General features: G+C 55.4%; 21 protein-coding genes. 12 read left to right on the top strand and 9 right to left on the bottom strand.

The window, feature by feature from the left end; all coding sequences use genetic code 11:
- Positions 1-62 precede the first annotated feature (62 nt).
- From ACR0L3_RS07465 to ACR0L3_RS07430, 8 genes are all read left to right on the top strand, one after another.
- Complete coding sequence (locus ACR0L3_RS07465) at positions 63-425, top strand: nuclear transport factor 2 family protein (RefSeq protein WP_480744945.1); 363 nt, start codon at positions 63-65, stop codon at positions 423-425.
- A 73-nt stretch (positions 426-498) separates the two neighbouring features.
- On the top strand, positions 499-1,278 hold the full coding sequence (locus ACR0L3_RS07460) for an SDR family oxidoreductase (protein WP_480745445.1): 780 nt from the start codon (positions 499-501) through the stop codon (positions 1,276-1,278).
- A 2-nt stretch (positions 1,279-1,280) separates the two neighbouring features.
- Positions 1,281-2,393, top strand: coding sequence for a hypothetical protein (locus ACR0L3_RS07455; RefSeq protein ID WP_480744944.1), 1,113 nt, complete (start codon positions 1,281-1,283; stop codon positions 2,391-2,393).
- A 95-nt stretch (positions 2,394-2,488) separates the two neighbouring features.
- The gene (locus tag ACR0L3_RS07450; protein ID WP_480744942.1) at positions 2,489-3,535 is read left to right on the top strand and encodes a methyltransferase domain-containing protein; all 1,047 of its coding nucleotides are present in this window, start codon (positions 2,489-2,491) and stop codon (positions 3,533-3,535) included.
- 81 nt (positions 3,536-3,616) lie between these two features.
- Positions 3,617-4,702, top strand: coding sequence for an ABC transporter ATP-binding protein (locus tag ACR0L3_RS07445; protein ID WP_480744940.1), 1,086 nt, complete (start codon positions 3,617-3,619; stop codon positions 4,700-4,702).
- 122 nt (positions 4,703-4,824) lie between these two features.
- On the top strand, positions 4,825-5,607 hold the full coding sequence (gene surE, locus ACR0L3_RS07440) for a 5'/3'-nucleotidase SurE (RefSeq protein ID WP_480744938.1): 783 nt from the start codon (positions 4,825-4,827) through the stop codon (positions 5,605-5,607).
- Entirely contained in the window at positions 5,604-6,254 is a 651-nt protein-coding gene (locus ACR0L3_RS07435; RefSeq protein ID WP_480744936.1) for a protein-L-isoaspartate(D-aspartate) O-methyltransferase, read from the top strand. Before surE ends, ACR0L3_RS07435 begins: the two co-directional genes overlap by 4 nt.
- Before the next feature lie 63 nt (positions 6,255-6,317).
- Positions 6,318-7,475 (top strand): peptidoglycan DD-metalloendopeptidase family protein, encoded by a 1,158-nt coding sequence (locus ACR0L3_RS07430; RefSeq protein ID WP_480744935.1) that lies wholly within the window; start codon positions 6,318-6,320, stop codon positions 7,473-7,475.
- A 63-nt stretch (positions 7,476-7,538) separates the two neighbouring features.
- Here the strand turns inward: ACR0L3_RS07430 and ACR0L3_RS07425 are convergent, their stop codons facing one another.
- Both ACR0L3_RS07425 and ACR0L3_RS07420 read right to left on the bottom strand, forming a co-directional pair.
- Complete coding sequence (locus ACR0L3_RS07425) at positions 7,539-8,210, bottom strand: helix-turn-helix transcriptional regulator (protein WP_480744933.1); 672 nt, start codon at positions 8,208-8,210, stop codon at positions 7,539-7,541.
- Between the two features lie 15 nt (positions 8,211-8,225).
- Positions 8,226-8,534: a hypothetical protein gene (locus ACR0L3_RS07420; protein WP_480744932.1), complete on the bottom strand. Its 309-nt coding sequence runs from the start codon at positions 8,532-8,534 to the stop codon at positions 8,226-8,228.
- Between the two features lie 216 nt (positions 8,535-8,750).
- Here ACR0L3_RS07420 and ACR0L3_RS07415 point away from each other — a divergent pair, with 216 nt between their 5' ends.
- From ACR0L3_RS07415 to ACR0L3_RS07400, 4 genes are all read left to right on the top strand, one after another.
- A complete protein-coding gene (locus tag ACR0L3_RS07415) occupies positions 8,751-8,966 on the top strand; it encodes a twin-arginine translocase TatA/TatE family subunit (RefSeq protein ID WP_058271822.1) in 216 nt (71 codons plus the stop codon).
- A 6-nt stretch (positions 8,967-8,972) separates the two neighbouring features.
- Positions 8,973-9,431, top strand: coding sequence for a Sec-independent protein translocase protein TatB (gene tatB / locus ACR0L3_RS07410; protein WP_480744930.1), 459 nt, complete (start codon positions 8,973-8,975; stop codon positions 9,429-9,431).
- Complete coding sequence (gene tatC / locus ACR0L3_RS07405; RefSeq protein ID WP_480744929.1) at positions 9,428-10,303, top strand: twin-arginine translocase subunit TatC; 876 nt, start codon at positions 9,428-9,430, stop codon at positions 10,301-10,303. The genes tatB and tatC overlap by 4 nt, the downstream gene beginning before the upstream one ends.
- A gap of 118 nt (positions 10,304-10,421) precedes the next feature.
- The gene (locus ACR0L3_RS07400; protein ID WP_480744927.1) at positions 10,422-11,264 is read left to right on the top strand and encodes an ATP-binding protein; all 843 of its coding nucleotides are present in this window, start codon (positions 10,422-10,424) and stop codon (positions 11,262-11,264) included.
- 61 nt (positions 11,265-11,325) lie between these two features.
- Here ACR0L3_RS07400 and ACR0L3_RS07395 read toward each other — a convergent pair whose 3' ends face one another.
- The 7 genes from ACR0L3_RS07395 to ACR0L3_RS07365 all read right to left on the bottom strand — a co-directional run bounded on the left by ACR0L3_RS07395 (position 11,326) and on the right by ACR0L3_RS07365 (position 18,207).
- Positions 11,326-11,970: an SDR family NAD(P)-dependent oxidoreductase gene (locus tag ACR0L3_RS07395; RefSeq protein WP_480744925.1), complete on the bottom strand. Its 645-nt coding sequence runs from the start codon at positions 11,968-11,970 to the stop codon at positions 11,326-11,328.
- A 42-nt stretch (positions 11,971-12,012) separates the two neighbouring features.
- On the bottom strand, positions 12,013-12,261 hold the full coding sequence (locus ACR0L3_RS07390; RefSeq protein WP_480744923.1) for a hypothetical protein: 249 nt from the start codon (positions 12,259-12,261) through the stop codon (positions 12,013-12,015).
- 264 nt (positions 12,262-12,525) lie between these two features.
- The gene (gene purF / locus ACR0L3_RS07385) at positions 12,526-14,049 is read right to left on the bottom strand and encodes an amidophosphoribosyltransferase (RefSeq protein ID WP_480744922.1); all 1,524 of its coding nucleotides are present in this window, start codon (positions 14,047-14,049) and stop codon (positions 12,526-12,528) included.
- Between the two features lie 631 nt (positions 14,050-14,680).
- Complete coding sequence (locus tag ACR0L3_RS07380; protein ID WP_480744921.1) at positions 14,681-15,295, bottom strand: CvpA family protein; 615 nt, start codon at positions 15,293-15,295, stop codon at positions 14,681-14,683.
- A gap of 41 nt (positions 15,296-15,336) precedes the next feature.
- Positions 15,337-16,698 (bottom strand): DNA repair protein RadA, encoded by a 1,362-nt coding sequence (gene radA, locus ACR0L3_RS07375; protein ID WP_480744920.1) that lies wholly within the window; start codon positions 16,696-16,698, stop codon positions 15,337-15,339.
- Between the two features lie 121 nt (positions 16,699-16,819).
- Entirely contained in the window at positions 16,820-17,605 is a 786-nt protein-coding gene (locus tag ACR0L3_RS07370) for a DNA repair protein (protein ID WP_480744919.1), read from the bottom strand.
- 149 nt (positions 17,606-17,754) lie between these two features.
- On the bottom strand, positions 17,755-18,207 hold the full coding sequence (locus tag ACR0L3_RS07365) for a paraquat-inducible protein A (protein WP_480745444.1): 453 nt from the start codon (positions 18,205-18,207) through the stop codon (positions 17,755-17,757).
- Between the last annotated feature and the right edge of the window lie 27 nt (positions 18,208-18,234).

Here is an 18,234-nt window from a genome sequence, read left to right as displayed (position 1 = left end):
TTTTCAGAATCGTATGTCCATGGCAATAAGAACATATAGTGAACAAATAATGGAGAGGATCAATGAATTTAAAAGAAATTGCTGACGAACTGGTGGCTGGGTGCCGTGAGGATCGCGCCAAGGAAAATCTTGAAAAACTCTATGCGCCGGATGCGGTTTCGGTCGAAGCCCAGGATTTCATGGATATGGGCCGTGAAACACACGGAATCGATGCTATCCGCGGCAAGCACGAATGGTGGGAAGGTGCGCATGAAGTGACGGGGGCATCCGTCAGTGACCCGCTCCCGCATGGCGATGACCGCTTTGCTGTGATCTTTGAAGTGCAGGGCAAGGTCAAGGAAACCGGCGAAGAGTTTGATATGCGCGAGGTGGGTATCTATCACGTGGCAAATGGAAAAATCGTTCGTGAAGAGTTCTTCTACTGAAACGTTTTGAAATCTGGTCTTCTCCGTCTGGCCGATGCTAGACATGCGGGCGACAACAGATGGAGAAGATCGAATGGATCTGGGAATTCGGGGAAAACGCGCTTTGGTCTGTGCCAGCAGCAAGGGGCTGGGGCTAGGTTGCGCCGAGGCGTTGGCCGAAGCTGGCGTTGATCTGGTGATGAACGCGCGCGGGGCCGAAGTGTTGGAATTAGAAGCCGCCCGGTTGCGTGCTGATTATGGGGTGTCCGTGCAGACCATATCCTGCGACGTTACCGAGTCGAAAAATCAAGCGCAGGTGATCGACGCTGTACAAGGCGTTGATATTCTGGTGACAAACGCTGGTGGTCCACCGCCCGGACTTTGGTCGGATTGGGATCGTGAGGATTTCATCAAAGCTCTGGACGCCAACATGCTGACGCCGATTGCCTTCATGAAGGCGTTGCTGCCCGGGATGATCGACAAGGGCTGGGGACGGGTGGTGAATATCACCTCGCAATCCGTACGCGCGCCGATTGCGGCTTTGGGATTGTCCAATGCCGCGCGTACTGGTCTGACCGGATACGTGGCCGGAACCTCAAGGCAAGTGGCGCCATATGGGGTGAACATCAACAATCTGCTGCCGGGAATTCACGATACCGACCGTGCGCTGTCGCTGGACACCGTCGTTTCCGAGCAAAAAGGCGTTTCGTTGGATGATGCGCGCACGGAACGGTCTGCGACGATCCCGGCGCGTCGCTACGGTACACGGCAGGAATTCGGGGCAGCCTGCGCGTTTCTGTGTTCGCAACATGCCGGTTTTATTGTTGGCCAGAACATCCTGCTGGATGGTGGTGCGACAAACCTGACGATGTAGCCATGTCACAGGGGTTTTCACTCAAGGATCAATTGTTCAACGCGGAAAAGACTCAGTACTTGGCCGGGTTATTCGCCGAGGCTGATGCGTCGTTTGATACGAATGCATTCCAGACTCAGGTCATGTCGCGTCTATTGGACCTTGAGTTGAAAGAGCGCATGGCTTGGATTGCGAAATGCCTTCAAGAGGCCATGCCCGGTGAACTGCCTGACATAGCACCCAATCTTCTGCGGGCATTGCCGCCGCCGCTGGACCCGACGAAATCGGATGATGATTTCGGCGACTTTATCTTTGCGCCTCTGGGTGATTGGGTTGCGGCGGTTGGCATAAACCATCCCGATTTGGCAATGGATGTGTTTGCAGAGCTGACACAGCGGTTCTCGATGGAATGGGCCATCCGACCATTTCTTAACCGCTATCCTGATCATGTTTTGGCGCGGATGGAACAATGGTGCGCGCACAAGAGCTATCACGTGCGCCGCTTGGTCAGCGAAGGCACGCGACCGCGATTGCCTTGGGGGCAGGCTGTTGGGCTGAACTTGACTGATGCATTGCCGTTGTTGGACCGACTTCACAGCGATCCGACACGCTATGTCACGCGATCCGTGGCGAACCATTTGAATGACATCACCAAGAAAGATCCCGAACTTGTGCTGGGACGTTTGCAAAAATGGGCATCAGCGAAGAAGCAGGACGCTGATGAACTGCAATGGATGACCTCTCATACCTTGCGGGGGTTGGTGAAGGCAGGACATCCGGGCGCTATGAAAATGCTGGGATTTGATCCAGATGCAGAGATTGCAGCGTCTGTTCGTGTGAATGGCGATGCGCAGATCGGTAAGGCGCTTGAGTTTGATGTCAATCTTAACGGCAAGGACGATCACCCTGTTATTGTTGATTATATCATTCATTTTCAAAGACCTGGCGGGAAAACTTCAGCCAAAGTTCACAAGCTGAAACAAGCGACGCTACGCGATGGCACTCTGAATCTGACGAAGAAGCACAAACTCAAGGGTAATGCGACGACGTTCAAGTTGGTTCCCGGCGTTCATAGATTAGAAATCCAAGTGAACGGGCGCGTCCGTGCCGCTGTAGATTTCGATCTGTTGGCATAATCTCTCACGCTTCTGTTAGATACCTACCAGCGGCATTGAACAGAAGATGGCGCTGCCTTAGCTGCTTTTCAGTCAAAGGGAAAAGGATAGCGGCAATGAAGCATGAGACTGTGCAGAATTACTATGGTGAAGTGCTTCAGAGCAGTTCGGATTTGCAAACAAACGCGTGCTGTACACCAGACGACATGCCGGATCATTTGAAGCTTATCCTTTCCAAGCTGCATGACGAAGTGCTGGCCCGTTACTACGGTTGCGGCCTGATTGCGCCCTTGGACCTTGAAGGTATGAGCATTCTGGATCTGGGTTGCGGCGCCGGTCGTGATGTTTATGCCTTGTCAGCGATGGTGGGTGAAAAGGGTAGGGTTGTGGGGGTCGATATGACGTCTGAACAATTGGACGTTGCTCGCGCCCATCGTGATTACCACGCTGATGCTTTTGGTTACGCAGCCAGCAATGTAGAGTTCCACCAAGGGTATATTGAAAAGCTGGACGAACTGGATCTCGAAGCCGGCTCTTTCGACATCATTGTCTCGAACTGTGTGATCAATTTAGCCACAGACAAAAAGGCCGTTTTGCGGGGCGCACATCGCCTACTGAAAAATGGTGGCGAGATGTATTTCTCGGATGTTTATGCAGATCGTCGTGTACCACAGGAAATGGCAGACGACGAAGTGTTGTACGGCGAGTGCCTCTCGGGTGCTCTCTACTGGAACGACTTCCTGTCGATGTCACGCAGGACAGGTTTTGGAGATCCGCGTCGGGTCACACATCGCCCACTAACTATCGAAAACCCAGTGCTAGAGGAACGCGTTGCGCCGCTGAAATTCCTCTCGGCTACATATCGTCTTTTCAAACTGCCCGAATTGGAACCGTCTTGTGAGGATTATGGCCAAGCCGTGATCTACAAAGGAACTGTTCCCAATGCACCGTATTTGTTTGAATTGGATGATCACCACGCAATTGAAACCGACAAAGTCTTTCCAGTCTGCGGTAACACTTGGATGATGCTGAAAGACACCCGTTTTGCGCGGCACTTCGAATTTATCGGCGATTTCCAGAACCACTACGGTATCTTCGAAGGTTGCGGCGGTGAAAGCCCGTTTGAAGCGAGCGGAGAGGCTGCCTCGGGTGGCTGCTGCTGATCTCTTGCGCCGGATGGGCGGGGTTGCTATCCCCGCCTAAGCCCGATGAATTTGATCGGGAAAAGGCAATAGGATCGATCGGTGACAGCAGACGCAACTCCTCCTCGGTTGGAAATCAGTAACCTGACCGCTCGGTATGAAGGGCGGGTTGTTGTAGACAACGTTTCTTTGACCGTGCAGGCGGGGCAGGTGACCTGTTTGTTAGGGCCGTCTGGGTGCGGAAAGTCGACAACTTTGCGCATGATTGCCGGTGTTGAGATGCAGGAAACCGGCGAGATCTATGTGGATGGCAAACTGATTTGTGACACGGTTTTTCGGGTGCCTCCGGAACGCCGGGAAATCGGTCTGATGTTTCAAGACTTTGCCCTGTTCCCGCACCTAAGCGTCGCCGACAACATTGCTTTTGGGTTGAAGGGGCACAAAGAAGAAAAACGTGCTCGGGTTGATGAACTTTTGCGCAAAGTTGACCTGATCCATTTCATCGACAAGTTTCCTCATCATTTGTCTGGTGGTGAGCAGCAGCGCGTTGCATTGGCTCGTGCGCTGGCCCCGCGCCCGCGGATCATGTTGATGGACGAACCGTTTTCGGGCCTCGACAATCGTTTACGCGACGGTATCCGGGATGAAACGCTAGCCATCCTCAAGGAAGAGGATGCGGCCGTTGTTCTCGTGACGCACGAGCCCGAAGAGGCCATGCGAATGGCGGATGAGATCGCTTTGATGAGGCGCGGTAAGATTGTCCAGCAAGGTGCGCCGTACAACGTCTACACCCGGCCGCTCGACAAGGCGGCAGTGGCGTTTTTCAGTGATATCAACGTACTACACGCGCAAGTGAATGGAGCTTTGGCGGAAACGCCTTTTGGGCAGTTTCTGGCACCGGGTGTTCCGAATGGAACAGATGTTGAAATTGTGTTCCGTCCCCAACACGTGCGGTTGGACTTTGATCGCAATGGTAAGGGGCCGCTTCCGACTGCAACAAACGGAGTTGCAGCTCGTGGTGTGGTTGAACGCGCGCGTTTTCTAGGTAACGAAAGCTTGGTCGAGTTTCGGATGGACCACGACGGTTCAATCCTGAAAGCAACCGTTCCAAATGTTTTCGTGCCCAACCCGGGTCGGGTCATGTGGCTGACCGTTCGGCGCGATCGGTGCTTTGTCTTCCCGGTTTAGGGTCGGAAAACTAAAGTTTAGGTCTAAGTGGTGCGCGAAAGCCTCAGATTGCGCGTGTGCTTTGCTTGCCGCCACGCAGGGGCGCGTCTATCAAGGTCAAAATGCTGCGGTGAATGGGGCAAATGCGTATTCTTCTTACCAACGATGATGGCATAAACGCGCCCGGTCTAATTGCCTTGGAAGCGATTGCATCCGATTTGGCTGGACCGGATGGTGAGGTCTGGGTCGTGGCGCCCGCTTTCGAACAATCGGGCGTTGGCCATTGCATCAGTTACACCCATCCGATGATGGTTGCCAAACTGGGCGAGCGCCGCTTTGCTGCCGAAGGCTCACCTGCTGATTGTGTTCTGGCTGGCCTGCATGATGTAATGAAGGACGCGCCGCCTGATCTGGTGTTGTCCGGCGTAAACCGAGGTAACAACTCGGCGGAAAACACGCTGTATTCCGGTACGGTTGGTGGCGCGATGGAAGCGGCATTGCAGGGCATTCCGGCAATTGCCCTTTCGCAGTATTTCGGTCCAAGAAATCTTGGGTTGGACGATCCGTTTGAAACCGCAACACGCTTTGGCGCCGATCTGGTTCGGAAGATTCTGGACGCAACTCCGTCAGAGCAAGGCGACTATCGCCTGTTTTACAACGTTAACTTTCCACCCGTTCCTGCCGATGAAGTGCTTGGCACGCGGATCGCGCCGCAAGGCTATCGCCGCGAAACCCATTTTTCGGTTGAACCGCACAGTTCGCCCTCAGGACGGCGGTTTTTGTGGATCAAAGGCGGGTATCAGCACAACCCGACTGCGCCGGGCACCGATGCCGCCGTAAACCTTGCGGGCTATATCTCGGTCACGCCGATGCGGGCCGATCTTACGGCGTATGATACGCTTGAGGCTTTGAAGATAATCGAATGACCGGCACAGATCCCGAAACGACAATGCAGTTCCTGTTTGCGCTGCGCTCGCGCGGGGTAACAGACGCGCGCGTATTGGCCGCTATGGAACAGATCGATCGGGGTCGTTTTGTCAAAGGTTTGTTTGCCGAACGCGCCTATGAGGACACGCCGTTACCGATTGCTTGTGGTCAGACGATCAGCCAGCCTTCGGTCGTAGGGCTGATGACGCAGGCGTTGGACGTGCGGCCCAGGGATACGGTTTTGGAGGTCGGAACGGGCTCAGGCTATCAAGCTGCGATCCTGTCCAAGCTTGCCCGCCGGGTTTACACGGTAGAACGCCATAAGCGTTTGGTGCGGGAAACCGGGCAGCTTTTTCGCGAGTTGGGGCTGACAAATGTCACCGCGATGCTGTCGGACGGATCGTTTGGTTTACCCGAACAAGCCCCGTTTGATAGGATCATTGTGACCGCTGCGGCAGAAGACCCTCCAGGGCCGCTCTTGGCGCAGCTGAAAATCGGCGGTACTATGGTGTTGCCGGTGGGACAGTCGGATGCGGTTCAAACCCTGATCAGGGTAAGACGCACCGAGACTGGCTTGGACTATGACGAATTGTTACCCGTTCGATTCGTGCCCTTGTTAGAAGGGCTTGGCAAGGACGGGGCGTAAAGAAATATTCTGCAACAAGCGCCGGAACCCCGGGGAACAGGGGCAGGCGTTGAGGACAGTAAAATGAGAGCAGTTTCCAAATCAGCGATACGCCGCTGTGCGACTGGAATGGCCGCATTGGTTATATTGGCTGGGTGTGAAGACCCATTTGACTATGATTTGCGAGGAGAGGTCGGCGGATTTTCAACCGCCGATGCCGCACGTGGCGTGACCGCAAACCGCCCAACGCCCGACGCGCGTGGCGTGATTAGCTACCCTAACTATCAGGTGGCGGTGGCGCGCCGGGGCGATACGGTCAACGATGTGGCCGCACGCGTCGGTTTGCCTGTGGCAGAACTAGCCCGCTTCAACGGTTTGCAAGCGACGGATCAGCTACGCGAAGGCGAAGTGATTGCCTTGCCACGCAGTGTCCCCACAGCCAGTACGGTGGATATTGCCACTATTGCCGGGACAGCGATTGACGAAGCACCAGCCGATGGTTCGGTCCGGACAACAACTTTGGAACCCGCTGCAGCTGCCGCGCCGACACCACCCGCCGCGTCGGGGCCGGAACCGATCCGTCATAAAGTTAAACGTGGCGAGACGGCCTTTACCATCTCGCGGCTATATGACGTTCCGGTCAATTCGTTGGCCGAATGGAATGGGTTGGACTCGGACTTTACGGTGAGGGAAGATCAGTTTCTGTTGATCCCGGTCAAGAACCAACCCGCGCCACGGCAAGCGGCTGTTCCGGCCACCAATGTGACCCAACCAGGACAGGGATCGCCCACGCCAACGCCGCCAAGCGCGACGCAACCTTTGCCTGACGAGGTGATTGCACCAGCCACTCCGGCACCTGACGTCACAGCTGAGGCACCGACCAATCAAAGCAGCTCAGCCTTGGGCCTGCCGGTTACAGGGACGATTATCCGCACTTATGACAAGGGCAAGAATGAGGGGATCGACATCGCAGCCTCTCCTGGCGCGCCTGTAACAGCCGCTGAGGCGGGGACAGTTGCAGCCATTACTGCGGATGCCGATCAGGTGCCGATCATTGTGATCAAGCACAATAGCGATCTTCTGACCGTCTATGCGAATGTCGACAACGCGTCTGTGAAGAAAGGCGATCGTGTGCGCCGTGGCCAGCAAATCGCTTCTTTGCGTGGCGGAGACAATTCTTACCTCCACTTCGAGGTGCGTAAGGGATTTGAATCGGTAAATCCTGAACCTTACCTGAAGTGACGGCGCGGCCCGATCTGGGCCGTTCCCACTTAAAGACGCACTTTAGGCCAGATTACGATCGTGTTACGCATGCGGATCATAGTCGCTAAGCCGTTTGCCCGGCTCATCGGCAAAGACCTGTGGAATTGGAGAAAGCGCCTCGATCAGGTCGATGCGGAAGACGCGAAAGCCCTCGCGCAGCTCGCACCAGGCAGTCAACGTCCAGACACGCCCCCAGTATTCCATGTGCAAAGGGCGGGCCGTGCGTTCTGTTAGAACACCGTCAATCCGGCGATAGGTCAGATGCAGTTTCTGGCGGGATTTAATAGCGGCCCTAATCGGTCCCATATGTGCCAATCCGCGCGCAGTATCCGCAAACGGGTATACGGCGAATTTCCACGTGTCCGCCTCAGCCACCACCTGAGCAGGCAAAACCGCGTCAATCTTTTCAGCCAAGGTTTCAGCTGCGGCTTTCAGGTCCGGGTCGGCTGCCTCGGCAACGATGGCCATGCCCAAGTTCAAGGCTTCAAGTTCGGAAGGTGTCAGATTAAGTGGGGGCAGGGTGATCTGCTCGCGCACCATGTATCCAACGCCGCGCTCGCCCTCGACCGGGACGCCAGAGGCAACCAGCGTGTCCATGTCGCGATAGATCGTGCGGACCGACACTTCAAGCCGATCCGCAATGTCCTGCGCGCGGTGCAGTTTACCGTCGCGCAGGATCTGGATGATATCGAACAGCCGATCAGTGCGGCGCATGGGGTTTCCTGCGGGTCATGACGCTCCGATGGTCCAGTGGATCGCATCATGGCGCATAATCACTGTGTCCGGTGCGATTGCCGCCATGACGGCAGGGGCGAAATCCTGCTTAGGGAAGGCCGCTGCCGCCGCCTGAGCGCAATCCATGTCGGCCCAGATGACGGTGTCGGTCCAAAGCCCGTCCTCACCCGAGCTGAGGCGCCGGAAGACAAAGCCATTGGCGTTCCGAACAAAAGATTCTGTGCCTTTCATGATTTTCACGAAATCCTCTTCTGTTACTTCGGCCGCGAGTTTGAAGGTTACGGTTTCTGCGATTTGTGTCACGTGACGCTCCTGTTTCGTTGAGACAGGTTCGTTTTACGCCTTACCAACTGACATAAACCTGTCAGTTGTAAATTGCGAGTCCTCAAAAACTGCGTGATCCGTTCAATTTTGAGGTCGGAACGCCACTGACTCGCTTTTGCGATGGGCCGCCCGAGCGTAAACACAGACGCAGATAACATTTACGGCGCAGTGCGCCGACTTCAAAGGAGAAGAGACATGCTCAACAATATCGGCCTTCCCGGTCTTCTGCTGATCGCTGTTGTGGTGCTGGTGCTGTTTGGCCGTGGCAAAATCAGCTCGTTGATGGGCGAAGTGGGCAAGGGCATCACGTCGTTCAAAAAGGGTGTTAAGGAAGGCGCGGACGAGTTGGAACAGGACGCGTCTGAAGTGGCCAAGGATGTCACGCCCGAGACAGACAAAGACAAGGTCTAAGCGCAGATGTTTGATCTGGGCTGGACCGAACTTCTGGTCATTGGCATCGTTGCCCTGATCGTAGTGGGGCCAAAGGATCTGCCGGTATTGTTCCGCAATGTCGGTCGGTTCGTCGGCAAGGCCCGCGGCATGGCGCGCGAATTCAGCCGTGCCATGAACGATGCTGCGGATCAGGCAGGCGTGAACGACATCAAAAAGGGTCTGAACGCAGCCGCAAACCCAGTGGGTAGTGCTATGGACGGCGTCAAAGAAGCTGCTCAGGACATGGCTCGGAGCATGGACCCGACCAAGTTCGACCCTGAAAGCGAAACGGGCAAGTTGGCTGCTGAACGGGCCGAACAGGCCAAGAAAATTCAGGCGTCGACTGCCCGAGCAGCTGCTGACCGCAAGGCCAAGGAAGCTGCAGATGCACTGGCCAAGGCCGAAGAGGCCGAAGCAGCGCTCAAGACTGAAAGCAAGACATGACCAATTCCGACGAGATTGAAGACAGCTCGGCCCCATTGATCGAGCATCTGGCAGAACTACGCACGCGGTTGATACATTGCGTCGTGGCCTTTCTGTTCGGGATGGTCATCTGCTTTACGGTCGCCACGCCAATCTTCAACTTCCTTACCCACCCGCTTTGCGACGTTCTGGCCGAGCGCGGACAGGACTGTGACCTGATTTTCATCTCGCCGCAGGAAGGGTTCTTTGTCGCCATCAAAGTAGCATTGCTCGGTGGCTTCATTCTGGCATTCCCCTATATCGGGATGCAGATGTGGCGGTTTGTGGCGCCAGGTCTTTACCGTTCTGAAAAGAACGCGTTTCTGCCATTCATGGTGGCCTCACCCTTTATGTTTTTGCTGGGCGCAAGCTTTGCCTTCTACGTAGTGACACCGCTGGCCTATGATTTCTTCCTAGGGTTTCAGCAATTTGGTGTCGAAGGTGAGGCCGTAACAGACGATTCGACTGCGGCGCCATTGAGCGTCGTCTTCCAGGGATCTGCTCAGGAATATCTGAACTTGACCATTAAGTTCATCGTTGCGTTTGGTCTTTGTTTCCAGCTGCCGGTTTTGTTGACCCTTATGGGGAAGGCAGGGCTGGTGACGGCCGAGGGTCTAGGCTCCGTACGTAAATATGCGGTTGTCGCGATTCTGGTATTGGCCGCTTTAGTGACGCCACCGGACGTTATCACTCAGATTATTCTGTTTGTTGTGGTCTACGGCCTTTACGAAATATCGATCTTTCTCGTTGGTCATGTTGAGAAAAAGCGTGAAGAGCAACTGCGCGCCGACGGCTACTATGATGACGAAGAAGAGGCGGATGAAGAGATCGTTCGCGAAGAAGACGGTAAGTAACACTGCCAAATGCTAACAAAAAGGCGCGCCCATTGCGGTCGCGCCTTTTTTGTTTCTGACCCTTGTTGCGCCGGATGGAACATGGTTTGAAACCAGCCAAGACAAGACCGGAGGCCCCATGGACGATTTAGCCCTGAACCGTATCGCTGACGCATTGGAGCGTATGTCGCCAGCCCCTTTGGCGGCGCCTGACTTCAGTGCTGCTCCGGCCTTTGTCTGGCATGTTGAACCGGATCGGCTAGCGCCGGTTATTCAGGTTAACCGCGTCGATCTTGACCTGCTGGTGGGCATCAATCGCTCACGCGACACGCTGCTGGACAACACACGCCGTTTTGCCGCTGGTTTCAAAGCCAACAATGCGCTGCTCTGGGGCGCTCGCGGCATGGGAAAATCCAGCCTCGTCAAAGCTGTTCATGGCACGCTACACACGGAGTACCCGGACCTGAAGCTGGTTGAGTTGCAGCGCGAGGATATGGGTTCGGTCGCGCGTCTGTTGAATCACCTGCGTGCGGCACCGCACCGGTTCATTCTGTTCTGTGATGATCTGTCTTTCAGCCACGATGACCAGCACTACAAATCTCTCAAGGCCGTGCTGGATGGCGGCATCGAAGGCCGTCCGGAAAATGTGGTGTTTTACGCCACCTCAAACCGCCGCCATCTGATGCCCCGGGATATGATCGAGAACGAGCGCTCTAGCGCTATCAATCCGTCTGAGGCGGTTGAGGAAAAGGTGTCACTGTCCGATCGTTTCGGCCTTTGGCTGGGTTTCCACCCCTGCGATCAGGACGAGTACTTGGCGATGATAGACCGCTATTGTGGAGCGTACGGAGTGTCTGTGGATGCAGCCACGCTACGCGCCGAGGCTATCGAATGGCAGGCGACGCGCGGCGCGCGCTCGGGTCGCGTTGCATGGCAATTCTTCGTCGATTTGGCCGGGCGAAACGGTGTTCATATCGCCTGATCTGCTCGCTTCATCTGGCTAAAAATATCCCCGCCGGAGGCATGGCCCAAAGGGCCATCCCCTAAAGCAGTGCCAAAATCCGAGTCGCTTCATCTGCCGTGCCGGTTAAAGCATCGCGATCTTCGCCGGGATGGAACCGTGCGCGTACAGCGGTTGGCATCGGCGCGGGTTCTACGATGGACACACGCGGACCTGTACGCTCGGTTTCAAGCGCCCAGCTTCGCGCCAGAGCGATCTGAGCGGCCTTGGTTGCACCGTAGATGCCATAGAACTTCTCACCAGCTTTGGGGTCGTCAAAGAACACGGCATGTCCTGTCTCGCCCAGAAGAGGGGCGATATAGGGAATCAGAACAGATGTTGCCGTGGCGTTTGTGTTAACTGCCTTGGTCCATTCTTTCGGGTCTATGAAATGGGTGGGCGTCAGGGCCGAGGTATGGACAGCCGTGTGCAGCCACAGGTCAACCTTGCCCCAGCGGTCATGAATGCCACGGCACAGAGTCGCCATGGCGTTTGGATCGGCAATGTCCATGGGCGCCAGAGTGGCCGAGCCGCCTTTGGCTTGAATGCGGTCGTCTAGCTCTTCCAATCCGCCCGTGGTACGGGCCACGGCGACGATGTGGTATTCGGGTGCCAGTGCTTCGGCCAGGGCAGCGCCCAACCCGCGAGAGGCCCCGGTGATAAGGGCAATTTTGGTCTGATCGGTCATGACAGCGGTTTGAACCCCTGCGCGCAGGGCGTCAAGATGGGATTAGCTGCCCGGGATAGCGATCCGCTTGGTCTGGCCGCTTTGTCGCAGCATGACGCCTTCTGCATCAATGGCGACGATCGTGCCCGAAGACACTCGGCTGCCCAGTTTGACCTCTTTCACGCGGCCTGATGATAGACGCATCAACGCGCGCATTTCCGATTGCGGGCCAAATACACCCAGTACGGACATAGTGCTTTTGTTCAGCGCGCCCTTTTGAGTAGCCGCGCTCTCGACGGTTGCGTTAGACATGAATTTCGGTCCGGCCGCAGCGGCCAGTCCCCTTTTGGTGAGTGGTCGGGCGGGGACATAACAAACCAAACCAGACAGGAAAAGCGCGACGCGGCATCACAGGATCGACCCGGATTCCTTATCAGCAGAAGCCCTTGCAAACACATTTTCTTCACCAAAGGGTTGTGGGCGGAAATGCACTCATGGGGCTTTGAACGTGGACCAAAAAAACCCGCATCGCTGTTGCGACGCGGGCCACGTTTTGGATTGATTCGGTCTTTTATTTTACCCAGATGCCAATTCCGCGCGGTTCCAAGATCCGCCGGGTACCTTCATGTCCTGCTTCTTTTTGCTAACACGGCTGCTGTTTTCCAAGCTGTCCAGGTAGTCGTCGCTGACGCTGCCAGTGATGTAATTGCCGTCAAAGCATGAACAGTCAAAGGCCTCTATCTCAGGGTTGCCTTCCTTAGCGGACCAAATAAGGTCATCCAGGTTCTGATAGAATAGAGCATCAGCACCCAATTCTTGCCGGATTTCTTCAATCTCTTTTCCGTTGGCGATCAACTCATGCTTTGTCGGCATGTCGATGCCATAGACATTTGGGAATTTCACCGGTGGCGACGCACTGGCAACGTACACTTTCTTGGCGCCAGCCTCACGGCACATTTGCACGATCTTCTTGATTGTATTGCCACGCACGATCGAGTCGTCGATCAGCAGGACGTTGTGACCTTTGAATTCAAGCGGAACTGCGTTCAATTTGCGACGCACAGATTTCTGACGTTCTTCCTGACCCGGCATGATGAAGGTTCGGCCGACATAACGGTTTTTCACCAGACCCTCGCGGTAAGGAATACCTGTCGCTTTGGCGACTTCAAGTGCCACTGGACGAGCGCTATCAGGAACGGGGATGATACGGTCGATCTCCAGGCCAGCGGCCTCGATCTGGCGGGCCAACGTCTGCCCCATACGCATCTGGGTCTTGTAGACCGAAACACCGTCCAGCAAGGAATCCGGACGAGCCAGATAAACATATTCAAAGATACAGGGGGTCAGTTGCCCTTCGACCGCTTGGAAGGTGTGCATATTACCGTCCAGATCAATCAGGATCGCTTCACCTGGCTTTACGTCGCGTAGTTTTTCAAAGCCATTGATGCCAAATGCCACGTCTTCCGATGCAAAGGCGTAGTCGTCGCCGTCACCGTCCACATCACGTTTGGCCACCGACAGAGGGCGAATGCCGTAAGGGTCGCGGAAGGCCAGCATGCCCACACCGGCAATGAGACAGATTACTGAATAGGCGCCCTGTACGCGCTCCATCGTCATCTTTACTCCGGCAAAGATGTTGCGCATGGGTTCGGCATTGCCATTCACCTTGATCGCATCAGCCACTTTGTCTGCCAACACGTTCAGCAGTATTTCGGAGTCTGAAGTCGTGCGGAGGTGTCGGCTGTATTTGGCTGTCACTTTCTCACGTTGTTCGGCGGTGTTGGTGATGTTGCCGTTGTGAACCAAGTAGATGCCGTAGGGTGCGTTTACAAAGAAAGGCTGCGCTTCGGACGCGCTGAGCGATCCTGCTGTAGGGTAGCGGACATGGCCCATGCCAATCTTGCCCAACAGAGTTTCAGCATCCTGCGCGTTAAAGACGTCCTTGACCAACCCGTTCTCTTTTTTCTCGCGAAAGAATTCATCGTTATAGGTGACGATCCCCGAAGCGTCTTGGCCGCGGTGCTGCAACATCAGCAGCCCGTCATAGATTTCCGCAAAGACATCGTGCGTCCGGCTTGCGATCCCCAATATCCCACACATGTACGGGCTCCAATTTCTATGACGATTTGATAAGTGGTGACGGTCGGAGCATCTTCAAGGATGTACATGCACGTACAGTATCCAAACCCGGCTGTTGGTGCAGTCGCGCCTTCGTCAAGCGGGCGAGCGCGAAAGAATACAGGTACAGCAAGATCGGCGGCTCCGATTCCATGTCAGTTCGGCCTCCACATAATGCCTATTAACGCCTGTGTCATCAAAGGATCACAATTGTGATTTCTCGAAGGTATATTTTGGCGAACGCATTTTCAAAAGGTGACATGATCAAGGGCTTGTGCTGTCATACCGAGAGTAACAAGTATTGCCCTATTTTTTAGTTTGGATTGGAACCGAGCGATGTGGGAACACAAGCAGGGAAAAAAGAAGGAAGAGCCCGTTAAGCGTCGGTGCCATCGCTGCCGTGGCATGGGACGTGCACCTTGTCCAATCTGCAACGGGGCCGGAGAAGTTATCAAAACCCGCGACATCCACGGCAAACCTATTTACGGCCGTTGCGAAGGTTGTTTCGGCTCAAAAACTATAAGGTGCACGGTCTGTGGGGGCGAGGGATTTATCTAATACTTTCCGGCACACCGCAGTCGAAGAAATGCCCGGTCAAAGCCGGGCAATTTTTTTATTCTGCAGTGGCGGGTGCGGCCGGCTCTTCTGATGAGGCCTCGGTGCCCGTTTCAGAACCAGCCCCGCAGCTTGCTACAAGCTCTTCGTACTGCTGAGTCACCCAACCCAGTGCTTGTTCCGGGTTCTGTTCTTCGATCCTGTCGCTGAATTGCTCAAACACTTTGGCCGAGCGGCTTTCGTCGACCAGCGTATAAGACTGACCAGTCATCACCGTGTCGTACACAAAGAAAGCGATGGCGACCAAAAGGATTCCGCGTGCGATGCCGAAGAAAAAGCCAAGTGCTTGATCCAGGCCACCAATGGCGGAGCGTTGCACGATCGACGAAAACAAAGGTGTGAAAATGCTGACAACGATCAGAGCAATGGCGAAGACGGCGGCAAAGCCGGTAATCACCGACAGCTCGCAGCTGTCGCGCAGGAAATCTCCGACCACTGGTATTTCTTTCACCAATGGAACCGCTTGAGGCGCAAAAATAAAGGCCAGAACAGCGGCTGCGACCCAGCCCGCGATTGCCAAAACCTCACGCAGAAAGCCGCGCGAATAGGCCAACAAGCCCGACACGACGATGATCAGGGCAACCACCCCGTCGACAATTGTAAAACCTTCCATGGCCCTCGCCTGTAATTTTTTCTGCCCCTCAAGGCGTTACCTTAACCTGCTCCGAAGGTTTCGCCAACAAACCCCACCAAATCAGAGGGTCGGGTGAGTGACAGACCTGCCACAGTACCGGTTTTGCCGCCTGCCGGAGCGATTGCGGATGTGAAACCAAGTTTTTGCGCTTCTTTCAACCTGTTTTCGGTCTGTGGGGCCGGCCTAAGTGCCCCAGATAACGAGATTTCTCCGAAAATCACGGTATCAGCGGGCAAAGCAGTATCTTCGCGTGCACTAAGCAGCGCGGCAGCGACTGCTAGGTCAGCTGCGGGTTCGCTGACTTTCAGCCCTCCGGCCACGTTCAGGTAGACATCGAGCCCTGCAAAAGGGATTCCGCAACGTGCTTCCAGAACGGCGAGTATCATGGCAAGCCGCCCGCTGTCCCACCCAACGACCGTTCGACGAGGTTGGGAATGCGGTGAGGGCGCGACCAAAGCTTGTAACTCCACCAACACCGGACGCGTACCTTCTATCCCGGCAAATACCGCTGATCCAGGGTTGGGCGTGCCGCGCTCGGACAGAAAAAGGGCGGATGGATTGGTGACTTGTGCCAGACCTTTTCCTGTCATTTCGAATACGCCGATCTCATCCGCCGGGCCAAAGCGGTTTTTGACAGCGCGCAGGATGCGGAACTGGTGGCCACGTTCGCCTTCGAAGTACAGCACTGTATCAACCATATGTTCGACGACGCGGGGGCCTGCAATCTGGCCTTCTTTGGTGACGTGGCCGACCATGATGATCGACACGCCGTGCCGTTTGGCAAATGTCGTCAATTCATGTGCCGCGGCTCGCACCTGACTGACAGATCCGGGCGCGCTGTCCACATTGTCGGCCCACATGGTCTGTATGGAATCGATGATGGCGAGGCTCGGTTTTTCAGCCTCGAGTGTAGTCAGGATATTCCTCAGGTTAGTTTCAGCTGCCAATTGGACCGGCGCATCCTCAAGCCCCAACCGGCGCGCGCGCATGCGAACTTGCGCGCTGGCTTCCTCGCCCGAAACATAGATGGTCTTAACTCCAGCGCGCGAAAACCGAGCTGCAGCCTGAAGGAGCAAGGTAGATTTGCCGATGCCAGGGTCTCCGCCGACCAAGAGAGCCGACGCGGGAACAAGGCCGCCACCCAGCACCCGATCCAGTTCCTCAACCCCGCAAAGCGTACGAGGTGGTGGGGTTTCCTCGGTGGACAGGTCCGTGAGTGCAATGGACTGCCCGCGTTTTCCACCGAGGGACTTCTTCGCGGGACCAGCCGAAAGGGGGACGTCTTGCGTGATCGTATTCCACTCACCGCATGCGTCACAACGACCAGACCAACGCGAGTGCGATGCGCCACAGGCCGAGCAGGAGAAAGTCGTTTTTGCCATGCGGCCTTGGTGCCCGAGGACGAGCGGTACTTCAAGCCCCGGCGAAGCTTTCATCCCTGCCGGGAGTGGGTGGCGCTCTCAAGCCCCAGGGGGTCTTGTTCACAGCCGGGCGCTGGCGCGCCTATTCCGCTGCGCGGGGCGGGGGTGACATTGCGACAACGCTGGACGTTTTAGAAGCGCTGTCTTTCGGGGGTGTTTGCAGCTGTGCAGATAGTTCAGGCAGCAGTTCAAACAGTTCATCGCGAAGACGGCTCAGCTGGGACTTGGCGATGGACTCTTCAAGCTCTACATCTCGCGTCCATTGACGAAGCTCGCCCTGGACAACCTGGGCCTCTTCGAGCCGCTTCTGGAAAAGCTCAATCTCTTCCTGTCGCTGTTGCAGGAAGGTCCGCGCGCGGTTGACCCGATCATCGCCGTATGTTTCTGCCAGTTCCTGACTGATCTGGCTCATTTGAGCAGCCAGTTCCAGAATCTCTGGCTCTAACGACTGAAGGTTGGGATGGTGACGAAGAAAGGCCATGCGCTCTTTCACTCCGTCGAATTCCGACGACATCATGAACAGTCCTTCACGGTCGGCGGCATGGGCCATGTGATACGCTTCGGCGATATCGTGCATTGTCAGGGTGAACTTGCGATGGTTGTTTTCCAACGCCATCATTCGTGCATTTGCTGGCAAATAAAACGCCAACATAAGAATCAGAGCGGTCAGACCGATCTGAATAAACATACCGGCATCCACGATCGAAGTCGTGCCAAAACCGGCCTGCATTGAGAGCCACGGCAACACACCCAATGCGGATAAAAGCGTTACGGTAACAGCGAAAAGTGCCGAAGCACATATGAGGAAAAAAGTCAGTCTTAAAAAGGCATTCTGAAATTGCAATGTCATTGTATGGAGGGCTGTCATGATAGACGAACTCCTTCTAGAACCGGTACACAACAGGCCCAAGCGGAGAACATCTAAAACACGCAGAATGATCCGCTGCGGACCCGTAAACTACAAATTGTCACTGCTCGAAATATAAAGATGATACTCAGATGACTGTTTTCAATCAATTACATCTGAGGATTTCGTGATCTGCATGTCATTTCCGTAATGTGACCCAGTACGAGCGAGGCCAGAATGCAGGCTGTAAACAGGTAGAGACCCCATGCGGTTTCGATGGTCGCGTAGGAAATTCCCTTGGCCAAAGTGATGTAAAGCGCGATCAGGAAAATGTCGGCCATGGCCAGTTTTCCGAGGATGTTCAGCGCGGGTTGGACACGGACATCCAGTAGGTTCCACTGGATCAGAGCGGTGCCAATGGTTTTGATAAAGGGCGCGACGAGGGCGAAGATGGTGACGATCAGTGCCAGAAAGATGTCGGACTTCCAGAGGGATTGGAGGCCGGTGATGACGCTGATTTCGCTGAGGCCAAAGATCGGCAGCAGACCCGCGCGCATCAAGGGCGCGAACCATGCAATAGGGTAGAGGATTAGGAGCGAGAGGGTGGCGAGGCGGAGGGTCATGTACGTTAGATGGTCGATCCCGATCGA

This window comes from Ruegeria sp. CK1 (assembly GCF_056536545.1).
Note: the sequence above shows the minus strand (reverse complement) of the source record. Positions and strands in the feature narration are given on the sequence as shown.